The organism is Erwinia phyllosphaerae, from assembly GCF_019132875.1.
GTDB classification, from domain to species: domain Bacteria; phylum Pseudomonadota; class Gammaproteobacteria; order Enterobacterales; family Enterobacteriaceae; genus Erwinia; species Erwinia phyllosphaerae.
Genome location: NZ_JAHSPF010000001.1, coordinates 416,386 through 440,500, shown reverse-complemented (window position 1 = coordinate 440,500; position 24,115 = coordinate 416,386). Strand labels below are relative to the sequence as shown.

25 protein-coding genes and 1 other annotated feature are annotated in these 24,115 nt (G+C 53.9%); of the genes, 8 read left to right on the top strand and 17 right to left on the bottom strand.

Going from position 1 to position 24,115, the window contains the following annotated elements; all coding sequences use genetic code 11:
* Positions 1-46: 46 nt before the first annotated feature.
* The 11 genes from KUE00_RS01955 to hisL all read right to left on the bottom strand — a co-directional run bounded on the left by KUE00_RS01955 (position 47) and on the right by hisL (position 8,452).
* Positions 47-514, bottom strand: a complete 468-nt coding sequence (locus KUE00_RS01955; RefSeq protein ID WP_246757803.1) for a hypothetical protein — start codon at positions 512-514, stop codon at positions 47-49.
* A 153-nt stretch (positions 515-667) separates the two neighbouring features.
* Positions 668-1,144 (bottom strand): YbaK/prolyl-tRNA synthetase associated domain-containing protein, encoded by a 477-nt coding sequence (locus KUE00_RS01950; protein ID WP_246757802.1) that lies wholly within the window; start codon positions 1,142-1,144, stop codon positions 668-670.
* Between the two features lie 43 nt (positions 1,145-1,187).
* Positions 1,188-1,799, bottom strand: a complete 612-nt coding sequence (gene hisIE, locus KUE00_RS01945) for a bifunctional phosphoribosyl-AMP cyclohydrolase/phosphoribosyl-ATP diphosphatase HisIE (protein WP_246757801.1) — start codon at positions 1,797-1,799, stop codon at positions 1,188-1,190.
* Positions 1,793-2,569: an imidazole glycerol phosphate synthase subunit HisF gene (gene hisF, locus KUE00_RS01940; RefSeq protein WP_246757800.1), complete on the bottom strand. Its 777-nt coding sequence runs from the start codon at positions 2,567-2,569 to the stop codon at positions 1,793-1,795. Before hisF ends, hisIE begins: the two co-directional genes overlap by 7 nt.
* Positions 2,551-3,288, bottom strand: a complete 738-nt coding sequence (gene hisA, locus KUE00_RS01935) for a 1-(5-phosphoribosyl)-5-[(5-phosphoribosylamino)methylideneamino]imidazole-4-carboxamide isomerase (protein ID WP_246757799.1) — start codon at positions 3,286-3,288, stop codon at positions 2,551-2,553. The genes hisF and hisA overlap by 19 nt, the downstream gene beginning before the upstream one ends.
* Entirely contained in the window at positions 3,289-3,879 is a 591-nt protein-coding gene (hisH, locus tag KUE00_RS01930) for an imidazole glycerol phosphate synthase subunit HisH (protein WP_246757798.1), read from the bottom strand.
* Positions 3,879-4,946 carry a bifunctional histidinol-phosphatase/imidazoleglycerol-phosphate dehydratase HisB gene (hisB, locus tag KUE00_RS01925; protein WP_246757797.1) on the bottom strand — a complete coding sequence of 356 codons (1,068 nt, stop codon included), beginning with the start codon at positions 4,944-4,946 and terminating at the stop codon, positions 3,879-3,881. Before hisB ends, hisH begins: the two co-directional genes overlap by 1 nt.
* Positions 4,943-6,025 (bottom strand): histidinol-phosphate transaminase, encoded by a 1,083-nt coding sequence (gene hisC / locus KUE00_RS01920; RefSeq protein ID WP_246757796.1) that lies wholly within the window; start codon positions 6,023-6,025, stop codon positions 4,943-4,945. Before hisC ends, hisB begins: the two co-directional genes overlap by 4 nt.
* Positions 6,022-7,326: a histidinol dehydrogenase gene (gene hisD / locus KUE00_RS01915; protein WP_246757795.1), complete on the bottom strand. Its 1,305-nt coding sequence runs from the start codon at positions 7,324-7,326 to the stop codon at positions 6,022-6,024. The genes hisC and hisD overlap by 4 nt, the downstream gene beginning before the upstream one ends.
* Before the next feature lie 3 nt (positions 7,327-7,329).
* Positions 7,330-8,229 (bottom strand): ATP phosphoribosyltransferase, encoded by a 900-nt coding sequence (gene hisG, locus KUE00_RS01910; RefSeq protein WP_246757794.1) that lies wholly within the window; start codon positions 8,227-8,229, stop codon positions 7,330-7,332.
* Positions 8,230-8,307: 78 nt separating this feature from the next.
* Positions 8,308-8,429 (bottom strand) — a sequence feature (His leader region).
* Positions 8,405-8,452: a his operon leader peptide gene (hisL, locus tag KUE00_RS01905; protein ID WP_100396937.1), complete on the bottom strand. Its 48-nt coding sequence runs from the start codon at positions 8,450-8,452 to the stop codon at positions 8,405-8,407. (Overlaps the previous feature by 25 nt.)
* Positions 8,453-8,631: 179 nt before the next feature.
* Here hisL and KUE00_RS01900 point away from each other — a divergent pair, with 179 nt between their 5' ends.
* A complete protein-coding gene (locus KUE00_RS01900) occupies positions 8,632-9,459 on the top strand; it encodes an SDR family oxidoreductase (RefSeq protein ID WP_246757793.1) in 828 nt (275 codons plus the stop codon).
* A gap of 91 nt (positions 9,460-9,550) precedes the next feature.
* Here KUE00_RS01900 and KUE00_RS01895 read toward each other — a convergent pair whose 3' ends face one another.
* The 4 genes from KUE00_RS01895 to puuR form a co-directional block, all read right to left on the bottom strand.
* Positions 9,551-10,489, bottom strand: coding sequence for a glycosyltransferase family 2 protein (locus KUE00_RS01895; protein ID WP_246757792.1), 939 nt, complete (start codon positions 10,487-10,489; stop codon positions 9,551-9,553).
* The gene (locus tag KUE00_RS01890; protein ID WP_246757791.1) at positions 10,489-10,851 is read right to left on the bottom strand and encodes a GtrA family protein; all 363 of its coding nucleotides are present in this window, start codon (positions 10,849-10,851) and stop codon (positions 10,489-10,491) included. Before KUE00_RS01890 ends, KUE00_RS01895 begins: the two co-directional genes overlap by 1 nt.
* Positions 10,852-10,998: 147 nt before the next feature.
* Complete coding sequence (locus KUE00_RS01885) at positions 10,999-12,276, bottom strand: NAD(P)/FAD-dependent oxidoreductase (protein ID WP_246757790.1); 1,278 nt, start codon at positions 12,274-12,276, stop codon at positions 10,999-11,001.
* A 15-nt stretch (positions 12,277-12,291) separates the two neighbouring features.
* The gene (puuR, locus tag KUE00_RS01880; RefSeq protein WP_246757789.1) at positions 12,292-12,849 is read right to left on the bottom strand and encodes an HTH-type transcriptional regulator PuuR; all 558 of its coding nucleotides are present in this window, start codon (positions 12,847-12,849) and stop codon (positions 12,292-12,294) included.
* Between the two features lie 335 nt (positions 12,850-13,184).
* Here puuR and KUE00_RS01875 point away from each other — a divergent pair, with 335 nt between their 5' ends.
* Positions 13,185-14,603, top strand: coding sequence for a glutamine synthetase family protein (locus KUE00_RS01875; protein WP_246758072.1), 1,419 nt, complete (start codon positions 13,185-13,187; stop codon positions 14,601-14,603).
* Positions 14,604-14,655: 52 nt separating this feature from the next.
* On the opposite strand, the gene KUE00_RS01870 is transcribed toward KUE00_RS01875, so the two are convergent.
* Positions 14,656-14,985 (bottom strand): hypothetical protein, encoded by a 330-nt coding sequence (locus KUE00_RS01870; RefSeq protein WP_246757788.1) that lies wholly within the window; start codon positions 14,983-14,985, stop codon positions 14,656-14,658.
* On the opposite strand from KUE00_RS01870, the gene KUE00_RS01865 reads away from it, so the two are divergent.
* Positions 14,984-16,348 (top strand): APC family permease, encoded by a 1,365-nt coding sequence (locus KUE00_RS01865; RefSeq protein WP_246757787.1) that lies wholly within the window; start codon positions 14,984-14,986, stop codon positions 16,346-16,348. The two genes, KUE00_RS01870 and KUE00_RS01865, sit on opposite strands and share 2 nt — an antisense overlap.
* Positions 16,349-16,453: 105 nt before the next feature.
* Here KUE00_RS01865 and sbcB read toward each other — a convergent pair whose 3' ends face one another.
* The gene (sbcB, locus tag KUE00_RS01860; RefSeq protein WP_246757786.1) at positions 16,454-17,881 is read right to left on the bottom strand and encodes an exodeoxyribonuclease I; all 1,428 of its coding nucleotides are present in this window, start codon (positions 17,879-17,881) and stop codon (positions 16,454-16,456) included.
* 292 nt (positions 17,882-18,173) lie between these two features.
* On the opposite strand from sbcB, the gene dacD reads away from it, so the two are divergent.
* The 5 genes from dacD (at position 18,174) to KUE00_RS01835 (ending at position 24,021) form a co-directional block, all read left to right on the top strand.
* Positions 18,174-19,343 (top strand): serine-type D-Ala-D-Ala carboxypeptidase DacD, encoded by a 1,170-nt coding sequence (gene dacD, locus KUE00_RS01855; protein ID WP_246757785.1) that lies wholly within the window; start codon positions 18,174-18,176, stop codon positions 19,341-19,343.
* A 218-nt stretch (positions 19,344-19,561) separates the two neighbouring features.
* Positions 19,562-20,620, top strand: a complete 1,059-nt coding sequence (locus KUE00_RS01850) for an FUSC family protein (RefSeq protein WP_246757784.1) — start codon at positions 19,562-19,564, stop codon at positions 20,618-20,620.
* A 158-nt stretch (positions 20,621-20,778) separates the two neighbouring features.
* Positions 20,779-21,099 (top strand): DUF496 family protein, encoded by a 321-nt coding sequence (locus KUE00_RS01845; RefSeq protein ID WP_246757783.1) that lies wholly within the window; start codon positions 20,779-20,781, stop codon positions 21,097-21,099.
* A 203-nt stretch (positions 21,100-21,302) separates the two neighbouring features.
* Complete coding sequence (locus KUE00_RS01840; protein ID WP_246757782.1) at positions 21,303-22,760, top strand: EmmdR/YeeO family multidrug/toxin efflux MATE transporter; 1,458 nt, start codon at positions 21,303-21,305, stop codon at positions 22,758-22,760.
* Positions 22,761-22,776: 16 nt separating this feature from the next.
* Complete coding sequence (locus KUE00_RS01835) at positions 22,777-24,021, top strand: MFS transporter (RefSeq protein ID WP_246757781.1); 1,245 nt, start codon at positions 22,777-22,779, stop codon at positions 24,019-24,021.
* Positions 24,022-24,115 lie beyond the last annotated feature (94 nt).

The window sequence follows — 24,115 nt, the reverse complement described above, 5'->3', positions numbered from 1 at the left end:
TTTCAGTACCGCGCTAAACCCCACGTTTGTGGGGTTTTTTTTTGGCTTAACTCCATGTACCGGTTCCCTCAACCGCATCACCTTCTATCGAAGGTAACCCCGAGTAGGTGAACAGGCCGTACAGGTAGCTGCTATCGCAAAACAGAATCACTAAGTTTTGCTGCGAGGGAGCCTGATCGGCATTTGGAAAAATATGAAACTCGGTGCCAGAAGTCATCAGCTCAGCTAAATCATCAAAATCCAGCGAGCCGCTTCCACCCGTACCTGTTATATCCGGACTTAACGTATCCGGAGCCTGGCCTTTAAACACGTTAGTAAGATTGCCGGTAAGCTGGAACAGGATAGAGAGCGAACCGGGCTGATAAGTGAAAGCAACCGTAGAGCTACTGCTACTGTTCCAGCTAATATCGCTAAGGTTCCTTAGCCGCTGTCTGGATCCTTCAGACCAGCCAGGGAATTTTTGCAGAACGGTTTCGATTGCCGCCGCTCGTTGTTCAGGAGAAGAAATTTTCATCACACTTCCTCTTGAGCCGCCTCCACACTGGCTGCGGATCATCTCTTATTGCATGTACGGCTTATTTTTTCAAATGCGCTGAGATGAGGGGAAGGGTAGCGAAAACTCTTTAGATAAGATTTAAGGCTAAGCACCTGAATAATGACAGCAAAACTATCTCAGTATCTCCGCTGGCTCAAATCGACAAATCCGCTGATAATCCCGTGCATCCAACACCATCGACTTTTCCAGCAGGCCAGCGTTGAACGCAATTTCGCTATTGCGCTCGCAGAGTGTCGGATCGACCACCACCTGTAGCTCGTCATGAAAGCTAAACGGCGGGATCGCACCAAATACGCAGCCGGTTAGCCGGTCTACTTCTGCCGGACTGGCCAGCGAGGCGCGCAGACCGCCAACAGCCTGCGCCACTTTGCCTAAGTCCGCCTGTTGGTCTGCGGGCAGCACCGCCAGCACGTATTGTTTGATGCCGTTACCTTTGACGTGACAGACCAGCGCTTTTGCTCCCTGGCCCACGGCGGTGCCGCGAATCGCCGCTACTTCTTCACACTTGCCCGTCGGCTCATGCTCCATGACCTGATAACGCGCCTGGTGGCTGTCCAGTAAAGCGGTTAGCTTATCGAAAGTGCTCATCCCTTTTCCTTAATAAAAAAGCCGGTTTCCCGGCCTGTCTTTATTACTTATGGCGCTGGCGCAGATTCTCTATTACCGCACTCAGGTTTAAATCCTGATCCTGAAGCAGCACCAGCAGGTGATAAACCAGATCCGAAGCCTCATTAGTCAACTCAAAGCGGTCGTTCACCGTCGCGGCCAGCGCGGTTTCCACGCCTTCTTCTCCCACTTTCTGCGCGATACGCTTGGTGCCGCTGGCGTACAGGCTGGCGGTGTAGGAGCTTTTCGGATCGGCATGTTTACGTTCGGCCAGAAGCTGCTCTAACTGATAGAGGAATGTCCAGTCGGCGGCGGCAGGCGAGAAGCAGCTTGAGGTGCCGCGATGGCAGGTTGGGCCAACCGGATTAGCCAGCACCAGCAGCGTATCGTTATCACAGTCCGGCGTAATGCTGACCACGTTCAGGAAATGTTCGGAAGTTTCACCTTTGGTCCACAGACGTTGTTTAGTACGCGACCAAAAGGTGACCTTGCCGATTTCCAGCGTTTTCGCCAGCGCCTGCTGGTTCATATAGCCGTGCATCAATACTTCGCCGGAAACGGCGTGCTGCACGATAGCCGGCATCATGCCGTCGGTTTTTTGCCAGTCGAGTTGGGATAGCTGCTGTTCTGTTAACACGTACGAATCTCCACGCCTTTGTCGAGCAAAAATGCCTTCAGCTCGCCAATGTTGATAATCTGCTTATGGAACACGGAAGCGGCCAGCGCGCCATCCACATCGGCATCACGGAAAGCCTCATAAAAGTGCTCCATCGTGCCCGCGCCGCCGGAAGCAATCAGCGGCACTTTACAGACGGCGCGTACTTTTTGCAGCTGAGTCAGATCGTAACCGTTACGTACGCCGTCCTGGTTCATCATATTTAAAACGATTTCACCCGCGCCGCGTCTTTGTACTTCTTCTACCCAGTCCAGCGTTTCCCACGTGGTTACCCGGGTACGCGCTTCGTCGCCGGTGTACTGATTCACATGGTATTTGCCGCTTTCGCTGTCATACCAGGTATCAATACCGACCACGATACACTGCACTCCGAAGCGATCGGCAAGGCGCGTAATCAGTTCAGGATCGGCCAGCGCCGGAGAATTGATAGAGATTTTATCCGCGCCGAAGGAGAGAATTTGCGCGGCATCTTCCGCAGACTTAATGCCGCCAGCCACGCAGAAAGGAATATCGATCACTTCCGCCACGCGCGCTACCCAGCTTTTATCGACCACGCGATTAGCCGAAGAGGCGGTGATATCATAAAAAACCAGCTCGTCCGCGCCTTCCTGCGCATAACGCTGTGCCAGCGGTACGATATCGCCAATGATTTCATGATTACGGAACTGCACGCCTTTAACCACCTGGCCGTCGCGAACGTCCAGACAGGGGATTATCCGTTTTGCCAGCATGTTATCGCCTCCGAAACGTTAAATTTACCTTCCAGTAAAGCGCGACCAACAATCACGCCTTGGGCACCGCAGCCGCGCAGCGCGCGAATATCGTCCAGCGAACCGATGCCGCCGGATGACTGAAAGGCGATGTGTGGATAAAGGGCTGAAACCTCGCGATATAATCCGACGTTAGATCCCTGTAGCGTGCCGTCGCGGGAAATATCGGTACAAAGAACGTGCTTCAGGCCATACGGCTGAAACTGCTCAATCACTTCCTCCAGCGTTACGCCCGCCGCTTCCTGCCAGCCGCTGATAGCCACTTCTTTACGGTTGCTGGCATTGATACGCACGTCCAGCGCCAGCACGATCGCTTCTGCACCATATTGCCTGAACCAGTTTTGCACTTCCTGCGGCTCTTTTACCGCCGTAGAGCCGACCACCACGCGCGTGGCGCCAGCTTCCAGCAGCGCCTCTACGTCATCCTTAGTGCGAATGCCGCCGCCAACCTGCACCGGCACGCTTACGCCCGCCAGCAATTTTTTCAGCAGTGGGATCTGGCGCGCGGCCGGATCTTTCGCGCCGGTTAAGTCGACCAGGTGCAGGACTTCCGCACCCTGGGCCTGATAATCCTGTAAGCGCGGCAAAGGATCGCTGCCGTAGTCGCGCTGCTGGCCATAATCGCCCTGATGCAGCCGGACCACTTTTCCTTCTATTAAATCTAGTGCGGGAATGATCACTTACATCTCCAGAAAATTTTTCAGCAGCTGCGCGCCAGCCGCGCCGGAGCGCTCCGGGTGAAACTGTACGCCAAAGAAGTTATCTTTTTGCACCGCAGCGGTAAAAGGCTCGCCATAGTTGCACTGAGCGATGGTGAACTCGTTCACCGGCATCGCGTAGCTATGCACAAAATAGAAATACGCGCCGTCGGCAATGCCGCGAAACAGATGGTTGCCCGCCTGAGCAGTAATCTGGTTCCAGCCCATGTGCGGCAGCGGCAGGCCATGATCGTTCATCTTCTGCACCGGCCGGTCGATAATGCCCAGCGTGGTGACGCCGTTGCTTTCCTCACTAAGCGAGCCCAGCAGCTGCATACCCAGGCAAATACCTAATACCGGCTGGGTACAGGCTTTTATCAGTTCAATCAGCTCACGTTCGCGCAGCTGATCCATCGCCGCCTGAGCCGTGCCGACGCCCGGCAGCAGCAGTTTGTCGGCTTGCAGTACTACGTCCGCTTCGCGGCTGACCTGCGGCTCGTAACCCAGTCGCTGAATCGCCCACTTAACGGAGGAAAGGTTAGCGCAGCCGGTATCAAGGATGACCACATTCATCACAGCACTCCTTTCGAGCTGGGGAGGGTATTGCCTTCTACGCGGATCGCCTGACGCAGCGTGCGGCCAAAGGCTTTAAACAGGCTTTCCACGCGGTGATGATCGTTTTTACCTTTGGTTTTCAGGTGCAGGGTGCTGGCCATGGTGTAAGAGAGCGAGCGGAAGAAGTGCTCTACCATTTCCGTGCTTAAATCGCCCACGCGCTGATAGTTAAATTCCGCCTTGTACTCAAGATGCGGGCGGCCGGAAATATCCAGCGCGCAGCGTGCAAGGCATTCGTCCATCGGCAGGACAAAACCAAAACGGCCAATGCCGCGCTTGTCGCCCAGCGCCTTCAGCAGCGCCTCGCCCAGTGCCAGACCGGTATCTTCTACCGTGTGGTGATCGTCGATATAAAGATCGCCTTTCACTTCAATATTCATGCGGAAGCCGCCGTGCGTGGCGATCTGATCCAGCATGTGGTCAAAAAAGCCGACGCCGGTATTGAACTGGCTGTTGCCCTCGCGATCCAGCCAGACTTCGACTTTAATCTGTGTCTCTTTAGTGTGGCGATTGACCAGCGCGTGACGATCGCGTTTGGTCAGCTGCTGCTGAATCGCCGACCAGGTAAGACCATTTTGCGAATAGTGCAGGCCCTGAATACCCATATTGCTGGCCAGCTGCAGATCGGTAGTGCGATCGCCAATGACATAGCTGTTAGCGGTATCCAGCGCGCCGTCCGCCAGCCATGCCGTCACCAGTTTGGTTTTTGGCTTGCGGCAGTCGCAGTTGTCTTCCGGCAAATGCGGGCAGATCAGCACGTCGTCAAACTGCACGCCCTGAGAATTTAACACCTGCATCATTAGCCGATGCGGGCCATCAAAGTCGGCCTGCGGAAAACTGTCGGTGCCCAGACCGTCCTGGTTGGTGATCATCACCAGCCGATAGCCCGCACCTTGCAGCGCCAGCAGGGCAGGGATTACGTCCGGCTCGAAGGCCAGCTTCTCCATACGGTCTACCTGATAATCTTCCGGCGGCTCGGAGATAATCGTGCCGTCGCGATCGATAAAAAGAACTTTCTGACTCATGCTTGCTCCATAGATGACGCGCCCGGCAGCTTTTGCAGCGCGGAAATAACGCGATCGCACTCTTCACGGGTGCCGATGGTGATGCGCAGACAGCCCGACAGCCCCGGCTGTTTATTCTGGTCACGCAGGATAATGCCCTGATCCCATAAGGATTTAAAGACCTGGCCTGAGTCGGTGAAGCGGGCCAGCACGTAGTTAGTCTCGCTGGGGAAAACCTCTTCCACGCAGCTGCACTGGCCTAGCTCGCGGATTAACTTTTCACGCGTGGCCAGCACTTCTTTAACGTGCTCCCTCATTAATGTCAGGCCTTGCTCGCTTAACGCCTGCGCGGCAATATCGGCCACCGGCGTGGCAAGCGGATAAGGCGCGATAACTTTCAGCAGCAGCGCGATAACCTCGGCGTTAGCCAGCGTAAAGCCGCAGCGCAGTCCGGCCAGCGCGAAAGCTTTGGACAGCGTGCGCAGAATAACCAGGTGAGGATATTCCGCCAGCCAGCCCGTGAGCGTGGCTTCGGCGCAGAACTCAATATAGGCTTCGTCGGCTACGACCAGCGCTTTGCCGCGCGTCATCTCCAGCAGCTGACGGATATCTTCAGGATTGACCAGATTCGCGGTCGGGTTGTTCGGGCTGCAAACGTAAACCAGCTTTACGCCATCAAGCTGGTCGGCAATAGCAGGTAGATTCAGCTGCCAGCCATCCCGCGCGGCTACGGTGCGATACTCTACGCCCAGCGTTTCCGCACTGACGCTATACATGCCGTAAGTTGGCGGACAGAACAGCACGGCGTCTTTGCCCGGCTCGCAGAAAGCGCGCATCAGCAGTTCGATGCCTTCGTCCGCGCCACGGCAGGTTAGTACCTGATCGGGTTGCAGGCCAGCGTAAGCCGCATAGCGTTCAATGACCGCTTTGGGCTGGCATTCCGGATAGCGGTTCAGCGTCTGCTGGCTCAGCTCAAACGGCACCGCCAGCGGATACTCGTTGGCGTTCAGCCAGACGTCACCGTTGCCGCCAAGACGGCGGGCAGACTGGTAAGGCGTCAGCTGGCGAACGTTGGCGCGGGCTAAATTTTCAATGCTCATGGCTTCTCCTTCAGCGCGGCAACGCGCAGAGTGACGGCGTTTTTGTGGGCGGTAAGCTGCTCTGCCGCCGCCAGGATTTCAATAGTAGGCGCCAGATCCATAAAGCCCTGTCTGGTCAGTTCCTGCACCGTCATCCGTTTCTGGAAGTCAGCCAGCCCCAGGCTGGAACAGGTCGCCGTAAAGCCATAGGTAGGCAGTACGTGATTAGTGCCGGAAGCGTAATCGCCCGCGGACTCCGGTGACCAGTCGCCGAGGAAGACCGAGCCGGCGCTGGTAATGTCGTCAACCAGATCGCGCGCCTGGCGAGTCTGAATAATCAGGTGCTCCGGCCCGTAAAGATTGCTGATTTCCACGCACTGCGCCAGGTCTTTGGCCACAATCAGACGGCTGGCGGAAAGTGCTTTGCGCGCCGTTTCTGCACGCGGCAGCTCGGCCAGCTGCTTTTCTACCGCAGCGGCAACCGCTTCGGCCATAGGTTTTGAAGGCGTCAGTAGAATAACCTGCGAATCCGGCCCGTGTTCGGCCTGGGAAAGCAGATCGGAGGCGACAAAATCCGGCGTGGCTTCCGCATCGGCAATCACCAGCACTTCGGAAGGCCCGGCGGGCATATCGATGGCCGCACCGTCCAGACGCTGGCTTACCTGACGTTTAGCTTCGGTAACGTAAGCGTTGCCCGGACCGAAAATTTTATCGACTTTCGGCACTGACTCGGTACCCAGCGCCAGCGCGGCAATGGCCTGCGCGCCGCCAACCTGGAAAACTTCCTGCACGCCGCACAGCTTTGCCGCATATAAAATTTCGTCGGCAATTGGTGGCGGCGAGCAGAGCACCACACGCTTGCAGCCCGCGATACGGGCAGGCGTCGCCAGCATCAGGACGGTCGAAAAGAGCGGGGCCGAACCGCCGGGAATATAAAGCCCTACGCTGGCTACCGGACGGGTAATCTGCTGACAGCGCACGCCCGGCTGGGTTTCAATATCGATAACCGGCAGTTTTTGCGCCTGGTGAAACTTATCAATATTTGCCACCGCCACGGCCATCGCCTGTTTTACTTCATCGCCAAGGCGGCCGGAAGCCGCCTCAATCTGCTCGCTGGTGACGCGCAGCGTGTCGATCTCGGCTTTATCAAAAGCGGCGCTGTAGTAGCGCAGTGCGGCATCGCCTTCCGCTTTTACCTTTTCCAGAATTGCACGAACGCTGGTGGTGATGTTTTCCGAGGCGGAAATAGCCGGGCGCATCAGCAGCGCTTTTTGCTGCTCTGTGCTGCAATCCTGCCAGTTAATCGGAACCAAAGAGCTCATCGCTTACTCCATCATCTTCTCAATCGGCAACACGAGAATGGAGCTGGCGCCCAGCGCTTTCAGTTTCTCCATCGTTTCCCAGAACAGCGTTTCGCTACTGACCATATGCATGGCGACACGGCTCTTGTCGCCCGCCAGCGGCAGGACGGTAGGACGTTCCGCGCCCGGCAGCAGGGAAATAATATCTTCCAGCCGCTCGCTCGGCGCGTGCAGCATAATGTATTTGGATTCGCGCGCCTGGATCACGCCCTGGATGCGGGTCATCAGCTTGTCGATCAGCTCCTGTTTGGCGGCAGGCATTTCGCCATCGCGCTGAATCAGACAGGCTTTAGAACGGTAAATCACTTCCACTTCACGCAGGCCGTTGGCTTCCAGCGTTGCGCCAGTAGAAACCAGGTCGCAAATGGCATCGGCCAGACCGGCACGCGGAGCCACTTCGACGGAGCCGTTCAGCAAACAGGATTTAAAAGAAACGCCTTGTTTATCCAGGTATTTCTTTAACAGGTGAGGATAAGACGTAGCGATACGGGCGTTTTGCAGACACTGCGGGCCGGTATAGTCATCATCAACCGACATGGCCAGCGACAGACGACAGCCGCCAAAATCAAGACGACGCAGCGTGGAGTAGCGTGGATCTTCACCCTGAGCGCGACGGGTCAGCAGCTCTTCTTCCAGCACGTTTTCACCGATGATGCCCAGGTCAACCACGCCATCCATCACCAGGCCTGGGATATCGTCATCACGCACGCGCAGGATATCGATCGGCATGTTCTCGGCGAAGGCGATCAGGCGCTGCTGTTGCAGGTTGATTTTAATGCCGCAGCGGGCCAGCAGTTCGCGTGAATCATCGCTTAAACGGCCTGATTTCTGCATAGCTATGCGTAAACGTTTATTATCTAACATCGGTGCTTATCCTTTTTCCTGTCTGTTCGATTTAACTGCTTCTCGCCGTTCATCCATTCAGGGCCGGGCGTTCGCCCATAAAAAAAGCCCCCGGAAGGCGATCTTCCGGGGGCTTTTTTTGCGTTCTGCACCACTGGAAGATCTGAATGTCTTCCAGCACACATCGCCTGAAAGACTAGTCAGGGTGATGGTGATGATGATGGTTGAACTGAACGCGTGTCATAGAAATCTCAAATTTGGTTGAATGATTATTCATTTCGTGACCAATAACCTAACCCAGGACAAATGACCGACGCAACACTTTTTTATCATTCCTGACAGATAAAAAGAGGCGGGCGATTGTTGTTGACGCAAGGCTGGCGTAATTTGAGTGACATAGTGAAAAGGTCAGGAAGCCGAAAAATGAAAAAAGTGGCAATTGTAGGACTGGGCTGGCTGGGAATGCCGTTGGGATTAGCGCTGACGGCCAGAGGCTGGTTTGTTACCGGCAGCAAAACCACCGAGGATGGCGTAGAGGCGGCGCGAATGTGCGGGCTGGCAAGCTGTCTGTTGACGTTAACGCCGGAGCTTAACTGCGACGCGGACGATCTCAACGAACTGCTTAACGTTGATGCCTTAGTGATTACTTTGCCTGCCAGCCGCACGGCGCAAGGCGGCGAAAATTATCTGCTGGCGGTACAGCAGATAGTAGACAGCGCGCTGGCAGCAGGCGTGCCGCGGATTATTTTTACCAGTTCAACCTCTGTTTACGGGGCAGGTAGCGCGGAGATGAACGAAGACAGCCCGCTGGAACCCGTTACCGTAGCCGGAAAAACGCTGGCCGAGCTGGAAAAGTGGCTGCATGAGCTACCCAATACCTCTGTCGATATTCTGCGTCTTTCCGGGCTGGTGGGGCCGCAAAGGCATCCTGGACGTTTCCTGGCAGGTAAAACAGAGTTAAGTGACGGGTCGCACGGCGTCAACCTGGTGCATCTGGAAGATGTGATCGAGGCTATAACCTTGTTACTGGAAAGCGGCAACGGGGGACGTACTTATAATCTGAGTGCGCCGGAACATCCGCCACGCGAAACGTTTTATCCGGCGGTTGCTCGCCAGCTGGGCCTGACGCCGCCGACCTTCCGTCAGGAAGAGAACGAGAGCAGCGGTAAAATTATCGATGGCAGCCGGATCTGTCGCGAGCTTGGTTTCACCTATCGCTATCCGGACCCGGGCAAAATGCCGCTGAGCTAAGGAATGTGTAGCTGGCAAAATGCCGCTGAGTTAAGGAATGTGTAGCTGGCAAATCATAGCGTTCAGATTTGCCAGCTAAAGCTTTAAATTATCATTGCATAAAGTCTGATGAGTTATCAGATTTTCTCTTCGCTTTTATATATTTTGGTCTTCTTTTTACTTCTATATAGATGCGACCTATATATTCACCCAGCACGCCAATGCCAATAAGTTGAACGCCGCCAAGAAACAGAATAGATACCATGATAGAAGGATAGCCTCTAACGGCATTACCCCAAATAATTTTATCCACGATCATCCACGCGCCGTATAAAAAAGATAAGGAAGCGACTAACAGGCCGAGGTATGTCCAGATGCGTAACGGGAAGGTAGAGAAAGACGTAATACCTTCTAAAGCCAGATTCCATAACTTCCAGCCATTGAATTTAGTCGTGCCGGCAACTCTTTCATCACGAATATATTCAACAATATCTGTTTTTCCGCCAACCCAGCTAAGGATCCCTTTCATAAACAGGTTGCGTTCTTCCAGCAGCTTAATATTTTCTACGACTTCTCGTGAAATGAGGCGAAAGTCTCCTACGTTCTCTTCAATTTTTGGCGTACTTATTTTATTATGTAAATGATAAAACCATTCGGCTGTCTTTCTTTTAAAATGACCGTCAGAGCTACGATCGATTCTTTTAGCAAGCACCACATCCGCGCCGTTTTGCCATTTTTCAATAAGCTGTGGAATCACCTCTACAGGATCCTGCAAATCAACATCTATCGGAATAACAACATCCCCTGTAGCATGTTCAAGGCCTGCAAAAAGCGCGGGTTCTTTGCCAAAATTGCGGGTGAAATTTATCAGCTGAACAGCATTGTCCTGCTTCATCAAATCCGCAGCAATATCGGCCGTTTTATCTACACTACCATCATTAATAAAAATGATTTCCAGAGTATATTGCGCCAGCTCTTTCTTTACCGCCGTATAAAAAACAGGAATGGCATCTTCTTCATTATAGACGGGTACAATTAGCGATATTTTCATCAAATAGCTTCCCTGAAAACAACCAGTTTTGAGTATATAAAGCCAGCAACCAGGCTAATCACTGAAAAAGCCACCAGCGTGACGATAAACGGATAATGTAATCGATCGGCAATGTATCCCGTCAGCCAGGCAAGAGACCCCATGAAAATGACAAACAGGAAATAACGGTTTTTTGTCGCCTGCTTTTTAAACGTCCATTTTGCGTTGATAATAAAACTAAAAGTGACAGCAATAAGAAACGCCACCAGATTGGCAAAGGATTGTGGGCATGCCAGCGCATACACAAGCAATGAAAAGGTCAGCCAGTGAAGCAGCGTGTTAAGCACGCCTACCGATACATATCTTGTAAATAACTGCCACATAACATATCCTTTTGCGAAATTTTAACGATCCTATCATTTCCAGCGGTTGAGGAAAATATAGGTTTGTATCAACCTTAGAAAAACAAATAGATTCGATTAGTAGTCAGATATGCATGCACAATATGCAACAATACATTGGGTATATAGTTAAACCCCCAACCGATCCCTTAACGCATACCAGGCCGCACCGAGGGCCGTTAAAGGTATGCGTAAGCGGCGGCCGCCAGGGAAGGGCGCATGCGGCAGGCGGGCAAAAGCGTCAAAGCGCTTTGGCTCGCCTTTTAACGCTTCACAAACCAGCTTGCCCGCCAGATGTGTCCAGGTCACGCCGTGACCACTGTCCCCTTGCATATAAAACACGCCGTTTTCCAGGCGGCCTACCTGCGGCATTCGTGACAGCGTCAGCAGGAAATTGCCGCTCCAGGCATAGTCAAATTTGATGCCGTCCAGCTGCGGAAACGTTTTTAGCAGCTTTGGGCGAATCAGCCCGTCTATGTCGCCAGGCGTACGCGCGCCATAGGTGACGCCGCCGCCGTATAGCAGCCTTCTGTCAGCGGTAAGCCGGTAATAATCGAGCAGATAGTTACAGTCTTCCACGCAGTGATTATCGGGCAGTAAAGAGAGCGCTTTATCCGCAGAAAGTGGTTCAGTCGCGATAATTTGTGAACCGCAGGGCAGGCTTTTACGCGCCAGCCTGGGTTCCAGATGCGGCGCAAGGTAGGCGTTACCGGCAAAAATCACGTACTTCGCCGTAACGCTGCCTTTAAGGGTACGGATAAGATGAGGCACGCCATAGCGAACGGCCGTCACTTCGGACTCTTCATAAATGCGGCCACCATGACGGCGAATCGCTTCTGCTTCGCCCAGCGCCAGGTTCAGCGGATGCAGATGACCGCCGCTGTAATCCAGCAGGCCGCCGACATAGCGCTCGCTGGCGATCTTCCGCCGGATGCCCAGCTCATCAAGCAGTTCAAGCTGATGGTTGCCATACTGCTGCCAGCGCTTGTGCTGCTGCTTTAAATGAGCAAGCTGGCGACGGTTGAGCGCGGCAAAAATAGCGCCGTGACGATAATCACAGCTAATAGCGTAGCGATCGATCCTGTCGCGGATAACCGCCGCGCCTTCAAACATCATGCCGCCCAGCAGTTGCGCACTCTCTTTACCGTAGCGCTTCTCAATAACGTCGATATCGCGGCTGTAAGAGTTCACCACCTGGCCGCCATTACGCCCGCTGGCGCCGAAACCAATTTTTGCGGCTTCCAGCACAACCACGTCATAACCCGCTTCGGTCAGAAAAAGCGCCGAAGAGAGCCCGGTAAAGCCGCCGCCGATAATGCAAACATCGCACTGAATATCGTCGTTAAGCTGAGGCCAGGCATCGTGTGGATTGACGGTAGCGGCGTAATAACTCGGCACATGTTCCATAAATCCCTCTCGCCGCTATAGCGTGGCTGGCGTATGCGCGCTGACAATGCGGCACGGCTGGGTGGACGTATTGGTAAAGCTGTGAGGATGTCCGGTATCAATAACGTAGCTCTGACCCGCATGAAGGTGATAGCTTTGCCCATCAACGGTCAGCGTGATTTCGCCCTCCAGCAGCGTACCGGTTTCCTCACCCGGATGACGAACCTTTTCCCCGGTTGTTGCGCCAGGTTGATAAGTTTCCAGCAGCATTGCCAGCGTGCGATCGGGCCTGCCGTTATGGATCAACCGTAGCGACACGCCCTGGCTGCCTATGTCAATCAGCTCGTCAGCCTCAATCACCACTTTCGGCTGCGTCACCTTCACCGGATCGGAGAAAAATTCGGACAGCGAAAGGTTATATACCTTTAATAGCTTTTGCAGCGTACTTACCGCCGGGCTGACCTTATCCTGTTCAATTGTACTGATAGCGCTGTGCGTCAGGCCGGACAGTTCGGCGACGCGCCGCTGCGACAATCCCAGTTGCTGCCGGATCTCTGCCAGCCGACGTCCGGGAGCCAGGGAAACTTCATTCATAGCCTTAATTCCTTGTGATGCCTGTAGCAGGCTAAAAAAAATCCGTTAAGCGGTCGACGGGCTGCCGACAGCCGTTGCCACAATAGTACGTCAATCAATGGGTTGTTCGAAATAATGCCCGGCCGGCCTGTTCGATATATCAACCAGAAAAGCCGTCAGGAGGGCAGTCGCGTGCAATATATTGTCAATCTGACAGCGCAGGCAACAATATGCAAAAGATTTTGCCGCAAAAATAATCTTTCTCATAACATTTGCCGCGCTTAAATGTTAGCGCTATGTTAGAAGAGTGGCGGTTATTTTGAGCAATGCTCAACAACTCAATACAGGCGGGCGGCATCATGACCAATATCGTCGAAGTAGAAGATTTTACCAGGCACACCGAAGAGAAACGAACCAGCGCGTTCCAGCATGAAGTAGAAGCCTATCTGGAACGCTATCCTGAAACGCAAAATGTCGATGTTCTGCTTAACGATTTAAATGGTGTTTTCCGCGGTAAGCGCATTCCTGTCGCTAACCTGTTCAGGCTGGAAAAAGGCTGTTATTTTCCCGCCTCTGTCTTTGCAATGGATATTCTGGGCAACACGGTAGAAGAGGCGGGCCTTGGCCAGGCGCTCGGCGAACCGGATAACCTTTGCGTCCCGGTTGAAGGCACGCTCACTCCCTCAGCGGCCGACCCGCAACATCTGGCGCAAGTTTTATTGACCATGCGTAATCAAGATGGTACTCCCTTTGACGTTGAACCCCGAAATGTCCTGAATCACCTTTGGCAGCAGTTGCGCAATCGGGGATTGTTTCCGGTGGTAGCGGTAGAGCTGGAGTTCTATCTGGTGGATAAAAAGCGTGATGCCGAAGGCTATATCCAGCCGCCGTGCTCGCCGGGCAGCGAAGAGCGCAACCGGCAAAGCCAGGTCTATTCAGTCGATAACCTTGACTGCTTCTCTGAAGTATTAAACGACGTCGACAGGCTCGCTAAACAGCAGGGCATCCCGACCGATGGCGCGCTGGCTGAGGCCTCGCCAGGCCAGTTTGAAATCAATCTGCATCACACCCGCAACGTTCTTAGCGCCTGCGATCACGCTATACAGCTTAAGCGCCTGATCCGCCAGACCGCAGAAAATCACGGGATGAACGCGACTTTTATGGCCAAGCCATACGAGGAATATGCCGGAAGCGGTATGCACGTGCACGTTAGCCTGCTGGACGCCGCCGACCATAACGCGTTTATTACCGACGACGGAAGCGATTCGCCGCTGCTCAAGCGCGCGCTGGCAGGCATGATCGACCTGATGCCGGCCTCGATGGCGCTACTGGCACCGAATGTTAATGCCTATCGTCGTTTCCTGCCCGAAGCTTTTGTGCCGCTGCAGGCTTCATGGGGACATAATAACCGTACCGTTGCGCTGCGCATTCCCTGTGCCGAAGCGGAAAATCATCGGGTGGAATATCGTGTTGCGGGGGCGGATGCTAACCCTTATCTGGTGGTTGCGGCGGTGCTGGCGGGTATCCTGCACGGTATCGATAACCAGCTGCCGCTACCGCCAGCGGTAACGGGCAATGGCCATCAGGCGGAAGGCCTGCCCCTGCCGGTGCGGCAAAGCGACGCGCTGTATGAATTTGCGCAAAGCTATCCGTTGCAGAAGATGTTAGGTGAACGTTTCGGTTTTGTCTGGCACAGCTGCAAGCACCATGAACTGATGCATTTTGAACGCCTTATCACCGCGACGGAAATTGACTGGATGTTGAAAAACGCCTGAAAGCGTCAGCAAAGAAATGGCCAGCAAGGGGCCAAAAAACTTGTATTCTGTTTTACAGCCAGGCAAAATATGTCCCCTGTAATTGATAACCGGCGTTCAACGCGTCGGTTATTTTTTTTTGCACGAAAATTTTTAAAGAGGCCGGTTCAATACCGGACAGATACACGCTTACAGCGTCATTTTGAGGAAAGTAAAGATGGGTCAACATTTCATTACCCCGGCCGCAGCCGGTAAACATCTGCGCGACGACTACGGCGCAGCGGCAGCGAATCCCTTCACTCCTGCCTGTTTTACCCTCTCTACAATGAAAAGCGCTCGCATAAAGCGAAGTTTCCCTGTGGTTCAGCCCAGAAAGGTTGATGCTATGGGGAGGCTGAATCATGTCGCATAATCCAGCTTCTGCGCCGCAGTCACGCGCGCACCTGAAAAAAACGCTGACTCTGATGCCTGTAGTGATGATGGGCCTGGCTTATATGCAGCCAATGACCCTGTTCGATACCTTTGGCATTGTTTCCGGCCTGACCGATGGTCATGTAGCGACCGCCTACGCCTTCGCGTTGATCGCGATCCTGTTTACTGCGCTGAGCTATGGCAAGCTGGTTCGCCGCTTCCCGTCTGCCGGCTCGGCCTATACCTATGCCCAGAAAGCTATCAGCCCACACGTTGGCTTTATGGTTGGCTGGTCATCGCTGCTGGATTATCTGATCATGCCGATGATCAATATTCTGCTGGCGAAAATTTATTTTGAAGCGCTGGTGCCGGGAATTCCTTCATGGATTTTCGTGGTGCTGCTGGTTGGTTTTATGACGCTTTCTAACCTGAAAGGCATTAAAACCGTTGCCAACTTTAACAGCGTTATTGTGATACTGCAGATGGTAGTGATGGTGGCTATCACCGGTATGGTGATTTATGGCGTGGCGCACGGTGAAGGCACCGGCACGCTGGTCAGCAGCAAACCATTCTGGTCTGAGCAGGCTCATGTTGTGCCGATGATTACCGGCGCGACGATCCTGTGCTTCTCGTTCCTTGGCTTTGACGGCATCAGCTCGCTGTCTGAAGAAACCAAAGATGCAGGCCGTGTTATCCCGAAAGCGATCTTTTTGACTGCCCTGATTGGCGGCGTGATCTTTATCGTGGTTTCCTACTTCCTGCAGCTCTATTTCCCGGACATTTCGCGCTTTAAAGACCCGGACGCGTCGCAGCCGGAAATCATGCTCTATGTGGCGGGTAAAACCTTCCAGTTCGGCATCCTGATTTTCTCCTGCATTACCGTGTTGGCTTCCGGTATGGCTGCACACGCTGGCGTTTCTCGCCTGATGTATGTAATGGGTCGTGACGGGGTGTTCCCGGAGCGTTTCTTCGGCTATATCCATCCAAAATGGCGTACTCCGGCGCTGAACGTGTTGCTGGTTGGCGTGGTGGCCCTCTCTGCTATTACCTTCGATCTGGTAACGGCGACGGCGCTGATTAACTTCGGCGCGCTGGTGGCGTTTACTTTTGTGAACCTGTCAGTGATTTCGCAGTTCTGGATCCGCGAAGGCCGTAACAAGACGCTGAAGGATAATATTAACTTCCTGATACTGCCGCTGTGCGGCGCGTTAACGGTAGGGGCGCTGTGGATTAACCTGGAAGAAAGTTCCATGATCCTGGGCCTGGTGTGGGGCGCGATTGGTCTGCTCTACCTGGCCGCCGTTACCCATCGCTTCCGCAAACCGGTACCGCAGTGGACTGAAGAGCCGATGTAATCGGCCAGCAGTTTGAAAGGGCGCTTCGGCGCCCTTTTTCTTATCGTATGCCAGCGGCCGTACTGAGAAAGGGTGCTTCGGCGCCCTTTGTCATTTATCTCCGCGTCAGGAGACCAGCTCGCGTGCATAGTCAAACAGCGCTTTCAGCTGCGCCATCTTCGCCTTATCACCTTCATATTGATTGAACAGCATCTCCAGCTCCTGAATATAATTCTGTACCCGCTCAGGATCCAGCGCCTCACGGCGATGCTGAAGCCAGCGCTTTTGTTCAGCTTCATCCAGCGTGCCGGGGAAATTGCGCGCGCGATAACGGAACAGCAGTTTTTCAATGCGCTTGTCGTTAAAGGTTAAGTCCAGCGCGGGCAGGTTTTCCGGTGTAGTTTGCCGGATAATATTCATCGCGCTGCGATCGGCATCGCTGAAAAAGCCGTCGTAGAGTTGAGCATCTACGTCTTCCGAAGCGGTAAAAGGTTCCGCTTCTGCAAACAGCGCGACTACTTTTTCGCGGATTTCAGGATGCTGGCGCAGCAATGCCAGATTATCAAGGCATAGCTGGCGATCGATTCCCAGACGTTCGGCATCTTCCGCGCGCAGCGTGTTTGCAGGCGCTACCACAGGACATTTATTAATATGCACCAGCTTTAGTGGAACAGGAGAAGCTTCACCCAGATCTTCCCGGCGCGTATAGAGCCTTTCACGCATCGCATCCGCGTCCAGCTCCAGCAGCGGTGAGATATCCTGTGCCAGATCGCAGGTAATCAGCGCATTTTTATTAACAGGATGCCAGGCGAGCGGGGCAATCCAGCTGGTATTGCCGCGAAATGCGCCAAACATACCGGAAATATGCATCAGCGGCTTCATCTGCGGAATATCGATCAGCGTCATAATCTTTTGCTTATTACGATGGCTGAACAGGAAATCATACAGGCGCGGCTGTTTCTCTTTCACCAGCTTAGCCATGGCAATAGTGGCATAAACGTCGGACATGGCGTCGTGCGCGTTTTCATGGGCGACGCCATTGGCTTTGGTCAGATGTTCCAGACGGAAGCTGGGGAAACCGTCATCGTTTTCCGGCCATGCAATGCCTTCCGGCCTTAAGGCGTAGCAGGCGCGCATCACGTCCAGCAGGTCCCAGCGGCTGTTGCCGTTCTGCCAGCTCCAGCCGTAAGGATCGTAAAAGTTACGATAGAGCAGGTTGCGCGTAACCTCATCGTCAAAGCGAATATTGTTGTAGCCAACAATGCAGGTGTTTGGCTCGCTAAACAGCTGGTGGATACGTTGAGTAAACGCCGCCTCGCTTAACCCTTTCGCCTGCGCCAGCTGCGGCGTTATTCCGGTGATCATCACGGCTTCCGGCTGCGGCAGATAGTCATCGGCAGGCTTGCAGTAGAACACTTCCGGTTCGCCGATAATGTTGAAATCCATATCCGTACGAATACCGGCAAACTGCGCAGGCCGGTCCAGCGACGGACTTTTGCCGAAGGTTTCATAGTCGTGGAAAAGGAAGGTGGGTTGCGAAGCATCGTGTTTCACTGACAGGCATCCAATTAGAAAATATTTTTCTAATGGTAGAGCAATTTGCAGGTGGGCTGAAGCCTTTGTCGTAAAGCTGAGGGGTAATCTTTTTTATCCAGCAACTGGCACAAGCACTGAATCTGCATCAGGTTCAAACTTCTTTATCACGATACTTGCAAGCTTACATACTCAAGCGGAGCTAAATAGTCAGGCTAATCTTAATATTTTCTTGCAATTTTTTAACGCGTTACAGCATGAAATCCCGTACAACAGGCAGGTTTTTTTCACTGCAGATATCGAGGATTTTCCGTTGAAGAAGCGTCAGCTTGCAAGTATCAGCCTGGTTCTGGCCGTTGTTGCCGTGGCCCATGCTGAAGATAACCCCTTAGCTTTTCCCCTGACTCCGCCAGCTATCGACGCCGCTTCCTGGGTTTTGATGGATGCCACAACGGGTCAGGTGCTGACGCAGGGCAATGCCGATGAGCGCCGCAACCCGGCCAGCCTGACTAAACTGATGACCGGCTACGTGGTTGACCGCGCCATCGACAGTAAGCGCATCACGCGTGATGACATGGTCACCGTGGGCAAAGATGCCTGGGCGGCCGGTAATCCGGTTTTTAAAGGCTCGTCGCTGATGTTCCTGAAGCCGGGCGAAAAAGTGTCGGTACGCGATCTTAGCCGCGGCGTGATTATCGATTCCGGCAATGATGCCTGTGTGGCGCTGGCGGACTACGTTGCGGGCAGCCAGGCCGCTTTCGTCGATCAGATGAACCAGTATGTTCAGAAACTGGGCCTGACCAATACCCATTTTGAAACGGTACACGGTCTGGATGCGCCGGGTCAGTATACGACCGCAGGCGATCTGGCAAAGCTTTCGCGCGCGATTATCTATGGCGAGCCAGATTTCTATCAGATGTATGGTGAAAAATCGCTGACCTGGAACGGTATTACCCAGCAGAATCGTAACGGATTATTATGGGATAAAACGCTGCACGTTGACGGACTGAAAACCGGCCATACCGAAAGCGCAGGTTTTAATATCATCGCTTCAAGCGTTGACGGCCAGCGCCGTTTAATCGCGGTCATTATGGGTGGCAAAAGTTCTAAAGGCCGTGAAGAGCAGGCAAGAAAACTGCTGATCTGGGGCCAGAATAACTTTGACACCATTCAGCTGTTCCATGCCGGTAAAGAAATTGGTCATGAAAACGTCTGGTACGGCAATCCGCATCAGGTGTCCGTAGGCAGCGATAAAGACGTCTATCTCTCTCTTCCGCGTGAAGACGTGAAGAAGGTTAAGGCGAAGTACGTTATCGATCGCAAAGATCTGGAAGCGCCGCTGAAACTACATGAGCAGGTCGGGACAATTCAACTGGTGGATGGCGATAAGGAACTGGCTTCCTATCCGCTGGTCACCCTGCAGCCGGTGGAAAAAGCTGGAATCATTACGCGTATTACTGATTATATTAAGCGCAAACTGTAAGCAATACCGGCGGTTCTTTGCAGGGCCGCCGATATTAATACGCTTTGTTTAAGCCGCGCTTATCATTACCCGCCATAAGATAAAAGTGACGAGCGCGGCTCGTTGTAAACAGCGAGTTAACACTAAAGGCGAAGACGGTAAAAGTTACGCTATTTCACTTAAGATCTCCCTGACTTCAGGTATGATGCCGGGCAATTAGTCACCGCCTGGAGAGTCTTGTGCGTCCCGACAAGCCGTTATCGGCCTTTGAATTCACCCTTTATCGTAATTATCGCACGGTGCACGGCATCCGCATTGCGCTGGCGTTTGTTCTGACCTTTTTGCTGATACGGCTGTTCGCTATTCCGGAAGGCAGCTGGCCGCTGATTACGTTAGTGGTGGTGATGGGGCCGATCTCTTCCTGGGGCAACGTTTTTCCTCGTGCTATTCAGCGCATTGGCGGGACCATTTTTGGATCGGTCTCGGGGTTTATCGCGTTACGACTGGAACTCTGGTCGATGCCGGTGATGCTCGCCTGGTGCACGCTGGTCATGTTTTTATGTGGTTTTCTAACGCTCGGCAAACATCCCTATATGGCGTTGCTGATTGGCATTACGCTGGCGGTTATCTGCGGTGGCGCGCCGGGCGATATGACGATGGCGCTGTGGCGCGGCGGCGATGTGATCCTCGGATCGCTTCTGGCGCTGCTGTTTACCAGTATCTATCCGCAAAAAGCCTATACCCACTGGCGCATTAAGCTTTCCGACTCCTTACTGGAAACCGCAAAAATCTATCATGCCGGTTTCTCGCCTAACCTGGTGGATAAACCGCGACTGACTCGCCCTTTACAGCGACTGCTTACCGGCGTGGTTAAAATGCGTTCGTTAATCGATCCCGCCAGCAAAGAAACCCGCATACCTCGCTCGGTGTTTGAGGGTATTCAAACCCTGAACCGCAATATGGTGTGCACGCTGGAGCTACAGCTGAACGCCTGGTGGTCATCGCGTGAAAGCCATCTGATTATGCTGAATGCGCCAGCGCTAAAGCGTACGCAACAGATGACGGAAGATACGCTGCGCGCGCTGTCGACGGCGATTGTGGAAGGCAGCACGGAAAAAATTGCCGCCAACAGCGGAGAGCTGGCAGAAATTACCCGTGAGCTACGGCAGCTGATCGCGGAATCCAACAGTGACGAGCTGGTGGAAACGCCGATTCACGGTTACGTCTGGCTAAGCCTGGAGATGGCGGCCCAGCTGACAAGGCTCTCCGAACTGATGCGGCTAGTGCTGCGTAAATAAGCGATTAATAACAACTTACTGCGAAAAACGTCGGTTCGCGCTAAGATAACGCCAGTCCGACTCTACAAATTGAAAATTGCCCTCGGCCGCGGCGTGCCGCTAAGCTGAGCGCTATGATAATAATGCCTGCCACGCAGGCCTGAACAGAAGGTGTTTCCATGGAAAATGCAAAGCAATCCTTTCAGGACGTACTGGAGTTTGTGCGGATGTTCCGTCGTAAGAACAAGCTGCAGCGTGAAATTCACGATATCGAAAAGAAAATCCGCGACAACCAGAAACGTGTCCTGCTGCTGGATAACCTCAGCGAGTACATCAAGCCGGGCATGAGCGTCGAAGCCATTCAGGAAATCATCGGCAGCATGCGTAGCGACTATGAAGACCGCGTGGATGACTACATCATTAAAAACGCCGATCTTTCCAAAGAACGCCGCGAGCTGTCGAAAAAACTGAAGGCGATGGGCGTGCCTAAAGGTCAGTAAATAGCAGCGTTGATGAAAGGGCGATCGTCGATCGCCTTTTTTTATTGCTGCAAAAAGCGTTTATTCGCCCCCGATAAGCGCTGGCAAATTTTTGTGACAACCGACCTGTAAAAATTCACCCTTTTGTCAGAAAAAGATTTTGCATATCAGGCAGCCTTTAACCATCATCAGTAGAGTCTTCTCCCTTTCTGGCAGGCATTATCTTGCAAATCTTCAGAGTTTCCCCGTTACAGGCGGTCCGGCGTACGCCGTGGTATCCAAAAAGACGTTCATATCGGGTACTTTTCTGGCGAGAAATTACGCCGCTGGCGGTGCCGATTTTTTTTGAAAACCTCTGTGTTTTGCTGATGGGCGTGCTCAGCACCTTTCTGGTCAGCTGGCTGGGTAAGGAAGCGATGGCGGGCGTCGGGCTGGCCGACAGCTTTAACATGGTGATCATCTCTTTTTTCGCCGCCATCGATTTGGGTACTACTGTGGTGGTGGCGTTCAGCCTTGGTAAACTTAACCGCGAACGCGCGCAGGCGGCGGCTCGTCAGTCGCTGGTGCTGATGACCATTTTTGCCGTGCTGCTGGCGATCGGCATCGAATTTTATGGCGAATGGATTATCGATCTGATAGCGGGTAGCGCAGAACCGCAGGTTAAAGCGCTGGCGCAAACTTACCTTAATATCACCGCCTGGAGCTATCCAGCCGCGGCAATTGCGCTGATTGGCTGCGGCGCTCTGCGTGGGGCGGGCAACACGAAAATCCCCATGCTGATCAACGGCGGCATGAACATCCTGAATATTATTATCAGTACCGTCCTGATTTACGGCTGCTTTTCCTGGAAAGGCATGGGCTTTGTCGGGGCAGGGCTGGGATTGACTATCGCGCGCTATATTGGCGCAATCGCGGTAATTTACGTGCTGGCTATCGGCTTTAATCCACGGCTAAAAATCACGCTCAAAAGCTATTTTAGCAAGCTTAACACCAATATTTTGATGGAGGTGTTGGGCATCGGCGTGCCGGCCAGTATCGAATCTGTATTGTTTAACGGCGGCAAACTGCTGACTCAGGTTTTTGTCGCCGGGATGGGTACCGATGTTATCGCCGGGAATTTTATCGCTTTTTCTATCGCCTCAATGATTAACCTGCCGGGCAACTCGCTGGGCTCCGCCTCCACTATTATCGTTGGCACGCGGTTGGGAAAAGGGCAGCTCGGGCAGCCGGAAAGGCAGCTGCGGCACATTTTTTGGCTCTCAACCATTGGTCTTTGTGCGCTGGCCGCGCTGACGGTGCCTTTTGCCGGGATTCTGGCTTCGTTCTATACCCGTGATGCAGATGTTATCCATGTGGTGAAAGTTTTAATCTGGCTGAACGCGCTGTTTATGCCGTTCTGGGCCGCTTCCTGGGTACTGCCTGCCGGGTTAAAAGGCGCGCGCGACGCCCGGTTCACCATGTGGGTTTCGCTACTGGGGATGTGGGGATGCCGCATCGTCGCCGGTTATGGGCTGGGCGTGGTGCTGGGCTTTGGCGTCGTCGGGATTTGGCTGGGCATGTTTCTTGACTGGATTGTGCGTGGTATCTTCTTTTACCGTCGCATGACCAGCGGCCGCTGGCTGTGGAAATATGCCCCGCAGCAGGCGTCACCTGCGCAAGATCTGGCGCTGTCAAAAAAATAAAAAATCAGGAAATGCTATGCAATCGCCCGCTTCCGGGGAAACAGAATCGCTGTTTCACCACCGTTCTTTTGTCGCTTTCTGGCTGGCGCGCACCAGCTCCAGCTTTGGTTTTCAGATGCTTTCTATCGCGGTGGGCTGGCAGATCTACGCCATCACCGGTCGCGCTTTCGATCTTGGCTTAATCGGGCTGGCACAGTTTCTGCCTGCGGTGCTGCTGGCGCTGCCTGCCGGACACGTCGCCGACCAGTTCGATCGTCGTCTGGTCACGCTGCTGGGACAGTTAACCGAGCTGCTGGCCATTGCCGCGCTCGCTGTACTAACGCTGCTGCATCTCACCAACGAGCTGGTGATTCTGGGGTTGATTTTTATCCTGTCGATTGCCAGAACGCTGGAAGCGCCTTCGCTACAGTCCATGCTGCCTGCGCTGGTGCCGCCCGGCATCCTGGCGCGAGCGACGGCAGCTAATGCGGCCTCAATGCAGACGGCCTCGATGCTTGGCCCGGCGCTGGGCGGCTTTCTTTATGTTGCAGGGCCAGCAGCCGTCTACGTCACCACCGGCGTGCTTTATCTGATTTCCGTTGTGATGGTGAGCCGGCTGCGTTACGACCATGCGCCACCGCCGCGCCAGCCGGCTACCTTTGCCAGCGTCTTTGCTGGCGTCAAGTTTATCCGCAACCGGCCAGACGTACTTGGCGTAATCTCGCTGGATCTGTTTGCCGTATTGCTGGGCGGCGCTACGGCGCTGCTGCCCATTTTTGCCAAAGATATTCTGCATACCGGGCCGTGGGGATTAGGCTTGCTGCGCGGCGCGCCTGCGGTCGGTGGCCTGCTGGTGGGCTTTTGGCTCAGCCGTAATTCGCTTGAACGTAACGTTGGACGCATTATGTTTGCTTCCGTGGCGGGCTTTGGCGCAGCCACGCTGGTTTTTGCCTTGTCGAAAGAGCTGTGGCTTTCGCTGCTGGCGCTGTTTGCGCTGGGCGGTTTCGATATGGTCAGCATGGTTATTCGCGGCGCGCTGGTACAGCTGGATACGCCAGACGAGATGCGAGGACGCGTCAGCGCGGTAAACTCTATTTTTATTAACACTTCTAACCAGCTCGGCGAATTTGAATCCGGCATGCTGGCGGCGTGGATGGGCGCGGCCCCGGCGGCAGCGCTGGGCGGTATCGGCACGCTGATAGTGGTGGGGCTATGGATGGCCTGGTTTCCTGGCCTGCGCCAGCGTCAGCGCCTGCACGATCCGGCTGCGGAGCAAAGCTAACCCAGCTATAAACCTCGCACCGTCGGTGCGAGGTAAAGTGTCAGCCGTACTTTAACTTTTCTGCAATCCAGCGTCGCCAGCTATCAACGGCGCT

Coding starts and splice junctions, on each gene's coding strand:
- KUE00_RS01955 (WP_246757803.1), bottom strand. CDS start 514: ATGAAAATTTCTTCTCCTGAACAACGAGCGGCGGCAATCGAAACCGTT.
- KUE00_RS01950 (WP_246757802.1), bottom strand. CDS start 1,144: ATGAGCACTTTCGATAAGCTAACCGCTTTACTGGACAGCCACCAGGCG.
- hisF (WP_246757800.1), bottom strand. CDS start 2,569: ATGCTGGCAAAACGGATAATCCCCTGTCTGGACGTTCGCGACGGCCAG.
- hisH (WP_246757798.1), bottom strand. CDS start 3,879: ATGAATGTGGTCATCCTTGATACCGGCTGCGCTAACCTTTCCTCCGTT.
- hisB (WP_246757797.1), bottom strand. CDS start 4,946: ATGAGTCAGAAAGTTCTTTTTATCGATCGCGACGGCACGATTATCTCC.
- hisC (WP_246757796.1), bottom strand. CDS start 6,025: ATGAGCATTGAAAATTTAGCCCGCGCCAACGTTCGCCAGCTGACGCCT.
- hisD (WP_246757795.1), bottom strand. CDS start 7,326: ATGAGCTCTTTGGTTCCGATTAACTGGCAGGATTGCAGCACAGAGCAG.
- hisG (WP_246757794.1), bottom strand. CDS start 8,229: ATGTTAGATAATAAACGTTTACGCATAGCTATGCAGAAATCAGGCCGT.
- KUE00_RS01900 (WP_246757793.1), top strand. CDS start 8,632: ATGAAAAAAGTGGCAATTGTAGGACTGGGCTGGCTGGGAATGCCGTTG.
- KUE00_RS01895 (WP_246757792.1), bottom strand. CDS start 10,489: ATGAAAATATCGCTAATTGTACCCGTCTATAATGAAGAAGATGCCATT.
- KUE00_RS01890 (WP_246757791.1), bottom strand. CDS start 10,851: ATGTGGCAGTTATTTACAAGATATGTATCGGTAGGCGTGCTTAACACG.
- KUE00_RS01885 (WP_246757790.1), bottom strand. CDS start 12,276: ATGGAACATGTGCCGAGTTATTACGCCGCTACCGTCAATCCACACGAT.
- puuR (WP_246757789.1), bottom strand. CDS start 12,849: ATGAATGAAGTTTCCCTGGCTCCCGGACGTCGGCTGGCAGAGATCCGG.
- KUE00_RS01865 (WP_246757787.1), top strand. CDS start 14,984: ATGTCGCATAATCCAGCTTCTGCGCCGCAGTCACGCGCGCACCTGAAA.
- KUE00_RS01870 (WP_246757788.1), bottom strand. CDS start 14,985: ATGATTCAGCCTCCCCATAGCATCAACCTTTCTGGGCTGAACCACAGG.
- KUE00_RS01845 (WP_246757783.1), top strand. CDS start 20,779: ATGGAAAATGCAAAGCAATCCTTTCAGGACGTACTGGAGTTTGTGCGG.
- KUE00_RS01835 (WP_246757781.1), top strand. CDS start 22,777: ATGCAATCGCCCGCTTCCGGGGAAACAGAATCGCTGTTTCACCACCGT.